Source organism: Bacteroidales bacterium, from assembly GCA_021157585.1.
GTDB lineage: Bacteria > Bacteroidota > Bacteroidia > Bacteroidales > UBA12170 > UBA12170.
This window is the reverse complement of record JAGGWH010000043.1, coordinates 1-4,598: the sequence shown is the minus strand read 5'-3', so window position 1 is coordinate 4,598 and position 4,598 is coordinate 1. Positions and strand designations below refer to the sequence as shown.

3 protein-coding genes are annotated in these 4,598 nt (G+C 33.2%); all 3 read left to right on the top strand.

Features of this window, described 5'->3' with window-relative positions:
- Nucleotides 1-10: 10 nt before the first annotated feature.
- The 3 genes from J7K39_02850 to J7K39_02840 all read left to right on the top strand — a co-directional run bounded on the left by J7K39_02850 (nt 11) and on the right by J7K39_02840 (nt 4,528).
- Nucleotides 11-1,123 carry a nucleotidyltransferase family protein gene (locus J7K39_02850; protein ID MCD6178820.1) on the top strand — a complete coding sequence of 371 codons (1,113 nt, stop codon included), beginning with the start codon at nt 11-13 and terminating at the stop codon, nt 1,121-1,123.
- A gap of 486 nt (nt 1,124-1,609) precedes the next feature.
- Nucleotides 1,610-2,938 carry an ATP-binding protein gene (locus J7K39_02845; protein ID MCD6178819.1) on the top strand — a complete coding sequence of 443 codons (1,329 nt, stop codon included), beginning with the start codon at nt 1,610-1,612 and terminating at the stop codon, nt 2,936-2,938.
- A 474-nt stretch (nt 2,939-3,412) separates the two neighbouring features.
- Nucleotides 3,413-4,528 carry a glycosyltransferase family 4 protein gene (locus J7K39_02840; protein ID MCD6178818.1) on the top strand — a complete coding sequence of 372 codons (1,116 nt, stop codon included), beginning with the start codon at nt 3,413-3,415 and terminating at the stop codon, nt 4,526-4,528.
- The last annotated feature ends 70 nt before the right edge of the window (nt 4,529-4,598 follow it).

The window sequence follows — 4,598 nt, the reverse complement described above, 5'->3', positions numbered from 1 at the left end:
CTTATAAAAAATGAATAGTCAGGAAACCCTTTGGTTTATTGGAAAGTGTTTGTCATTAGCTGTACACCCTGAGCGCGCTTTGGAAATTCAAAAAGTTCTACAATCAGGGAAAGTCAGTTGGGAATCACTGGTTTATCAAAGCAGCAATCAATTGGTTTTGCCTGCTCTCTATCTCAATTTAAAAAGAAATAATTTACTGGAATTTTTACCTGATGATTTATGCGAACATCTTGAAGATATTACTGATCAAAATAGAGAACGGAATCGAGCAATACTAAATCAAGTTGAAGATATTACTACACTGCTTCGATCTAATAATTTAAAACCTGTTTATCTTAAAGGAACAGCACATTTACTAGACGGATTATACGAAGATATTGCAGAGCGAATGTTAAGTGATATTGATTTATTGCTAGAAGAAAACGAGGCCAAAAGAGCTTGGGATTTACTAAAAAACAAGGGCTATGTCGAACATAATAAATTTGGAGAAACTGCTTTTGGCGAGCATCGCCATTTAAATGAGCTTATTAAAGATAATAAAATAGCCTCCGTTGAAGTTCACCGTAGGTTATTAGAAGGAGAATACGATAAAAAATTCAATTGGAAAACGGTAAAGGGAAAGATTAATAAAAGCCAGTCACCTCTTGGAGCATTAATCCTTTCGGATAAGGATATGACTTTGCATAATATGATGAACGTACAAATGAATGATAAAGCAAAATCGACGTACAAATTATTACTACGACAAAGCTACGATTTAATGCTTCTTGCAAAAAGAGAAAACCCACTGGAAATCAGTAAAAAGTTTGGCTATTATTTTGATAAACTGAATACTTATATTGCCTTATCAGCTAATATTTTGGATAGTCCTAATGGGTTAGATTATAAGGATACGCCCAAAATAAAACGTTATATTTATCGTATTAAACTCATTTGGAAATATCCAACTATAGCTAACTTCTCCTCGAAAATTTATTTTATTTTTTTTAGGATTTACCGTTATATCACACAGTTCTTTCTATTTTTCTTTAAATCATCCGTACGGAAAAGAATTATTAGCAGTCTAAAAAATCCAGACTATTATAAAGCGCATTGGGCTATGTATAAAAAGTGGTTTTCTTAGTTAATGTGAAAATGAGCTGATCCCGAATCCTTCGTCTCGGGACAAGTAGTGATAATGTGCTAATTAATCTTCGTAAAAAAAATCTCAATTAAGACACAAATGCTTTCACAGTTTCTCACTAATCTTTAAGATCAATAATACACTATCTCCGTTTATTAGCGTTTTTTAATCACTAGGAATCCGCGTGAAAAATAAAAAGAGCTTCCCGGAGATATCTCGAAATGCTCGATAAGAAGGCGGAACGGTTTTGCAAAGCTCTCACTTCAAGTACTTTTAACTGCAGCTTACTTTAGACACTTTTAGGAAACTTAACCTTAACACGAATAGCTTAGTGTTCCTTCGTGTGTACTTGGTGTTCCTTCGTGGTAAAAGCAAAAACAGTAATTGTAGATGATGAATTGTAAGTTGCGAGTCGCAAGTAATTATCCGATATTTAATGTCTATTATGTGATTTATTTCACTATATTAGCATTTAAAATGTGATTTATGATAATAAAACGATCAATAGAGCACAAACTTCTGGACTGGAAAAATAATCCAGAACGTAAACCTTTAATTTTACAAGGAGTTAGGCAAGTCGGTAAAACATGGCTATTAAAATATTTTGGAACACATCATTTTGAGGGGATAGCCTATTTTAATTTCGAACGCCAAACGGAGTTAAAGCAATTTTTTAAAAACACCAAAGAGCCTAAGCGAATCCTTCAAAATCTTTCATTAGCCTTAGGTAAACCGATACTAGCTGGGAAAACATTTATTATTTTTGATGAAATTCAAGAATGCAATGAGGCATTAAATTCGCTAAAATATTTTGCAGAGGAAGCTCCTGAATATGTAATTGCTTGTGCAGGTTCATTATTAGGAGTTGCTATAAGCAGAGGAGCATCTTTTCCTGTTGGCAAAGTAGATTTCATTCAACTCTACCCTCTTTCTTTTAGAGAGTTTTTAGCAAAGGCAGACGAAGCACTCTATACCTATATTGAAAGCATTGATGAAATTAAATTAATTCCTGATGTTTTTTTCAACCCTTTAACGGAAAAGCTAAAAATGTATTTTATTTCTGGGGGAATGCCAGAAGCCGCAGTAAAACTGCTCAAGCATCAAGATGTTGGATTAACAGAGGAAACACTAACAAATATATTAAATGCTTATAGGCTAGATTTCTCAAAACATATAGAAAATAAAGACATTCCTAAAATAAACTATATTTGGAATTCATTACCATCACAATTAGCTCGTGATAACAACAAATTTTTTTATCAATCAATAAAAAGTGGAGCTAGAGCTAGAGAATATGAAAATGCACTGCAATGGTTAATAAATGCCGGCTTAGTCTATAGAATATATCGTTCTGTAAAGCCTTCTCTTCCCCTGTCAGCTTACGATGATTTATCTGCTTTTAAAATCTACTTACCTGATGTAGGTCTTTTGCGTAGCTTGTCACAATTAAACCCTATAGCAATTACAGAGGGAAATAGATTGTTTACTGAATTCAAAGGAGCTCTAACAGAAAATTATATAGTAAATAGTTTGATCCACCAATTTGGAACACCAGCTAGGTACTGGAAATCGGAAAACAAAGCAGAAGTCGATTTCATACTACAGTCTGAAAACGACATTATACCGATAGAAGTTAAATCAAGTGAAAATATTAGAAGTAAGAGTTTGTCTGTTTTCAGAAAACAATACAATCCTAAATTAAGCTTGCGTTATTCGATGAAGAATTTCAAATATGACAATGGCTTATTAAATATTCCATTGTTTATGGCCGATTACACCAGTAAATTCATTAAGAAAATCCAATTTACAAAGTGAATGAGTCTGTATTTAATAAATGGTTTTCTTGAAGTACTTTATATTCAACTTTAATTGTAGTCATCCTGAGTTTACCGAAGAACGGCTAAGCACTCAAGGAAGTTGACTCTAACAGTTATGAGATTCTTCCTCCTAAAAAGTCGTCAGAATGACAAAAAATAGCGAACCTTGCGGTAAAAATAATTATCAGCGTAAAACAAAAGAGTCTCGCAGATCCCGTATACTCACTTCGTTCACACGGGGACAAGTAAGGCCACAAATGCATTCGCAGATTATCGCAGAAAAGGGATAAAGGATTTATGGATATGTACATTTGATAATTTTTTGCGAAAATCAGCGTCTTTTATCAGCGGAAATCAGCGAGAAATAAAGAATAATTACGTGATGACGTGGTTGTATAGTTGCGAATAAAACATATTATCAACGGAAAACAAAATATCGAAATGAATTTACGATTTCAATTTGTATTTAAGAATGACAAATAAAAAAGTCTGCCATCTTACAACTGCCCATCCTCGCAATGATGTGCGCATTTTTGAAAAAGAATGTGTTTCATTAGCAAATAAGGATGGATTTGAAGTTACTCTTATAGTAGCTGATGGGAAAAGATTTGAAAAACTGAAAGGAGTTTCCATTCATGATATTGGTTATAAAGAGGGTCGTTTTAAACGGTTCTGTATATTGCCTTTTAAAATTCTAAAATCAGCTCTAAATGTAAAAGCTGATTTGTATCATTTTCACGATCCGGAACTGATATTTGTTGGATTAATTCTTCGCTTGCTGGGTAAAAAAATGATTTACGATGTACACGAAGATGTTCCCAAAAGTTTATTAGGCAGAGAATGGCTTCCAAAACCTTTTCTTAAGATTATCTCCCTTACTTTCAAACTAATTGAAAATATTATAAGTCATACTTTTAGTGGTATAATTACGGCTACTCCAGCTATTGAATCACGGTTTAAGAAGATTAATAAGGACACACGATCTATTCAGAACTTTCCAGAATTATCTATTAGAAAAACGGCAAAAATATCATTCAAAACAAAAAATGATATCTGTTATACTGGGGCTATTAGTCGGATACGTGGCATAATTACTTTATTGGATGCTCTCTCCTATTGCAATACTACTATTCGATTACATCTGGCTGGTGCTTTTATCAATACAGAAATTGAGCAGGAAGTGAAATCACATCCCAATTTTTCAAAAGTTATCTATTATGGACTTCTTAAACGCGAAGAATTATTGACAATTTACAAGCAATCGTTTGTTGGATTAATTCCATTTCTCCCCTTACCTAACCATATCGATGCTCAACCCAATAAATTTTTTGAATATATGGCTGAAGGATTACCACTTATTGCGTCTGACTTTCCCATCTGGAAAGGCATTATAGAGGAAAATGAACTAGGATTTTGTATAGACCCTAATAATCCAAAAGCAATCGCCAGCGCTATTAATCATTTATATTCCAATAAGGATATGGCGTCAAAAATGGGTGAAAGAGGTCAAGAACTTGTTTTAGAGAAATACAATTGGGAAAGCGAAGAAGAAAAATTGTTTTCTTTTTATTCAAAGGTTTTGGAATAAATGTATTTCTGATGGATAAACAAATAAAAGAAAGGTTCACGCAGATCAAACGCAGATAGTTTACGCAGAT

What these genes read in the sequence shown, in the direction of transcription:
- J7K39_02840 (MCD6178818.1), top strand. Translation starts at nt 3,413, where the DNA reads ATGACAAATAAAAAAGTCTGCCATCTTACAACTGCCCATCCTCGCAAT.
- J7K39_02850 (MCD6178820.1), top strand. Translation starts at nt 11, where the DNA reads ATGAATAGTCAGGAAACCCTTTGGTTTATTGGAAAGTGTTTGTCATTA.
- J7K39_02845 (MCD6178819.1), top strand. Translation starts at nt 1,610, where the DNA reads ATGATAATAAAACGATCAATAGAGCACAAACTTCTGGACTGGAAAAAT.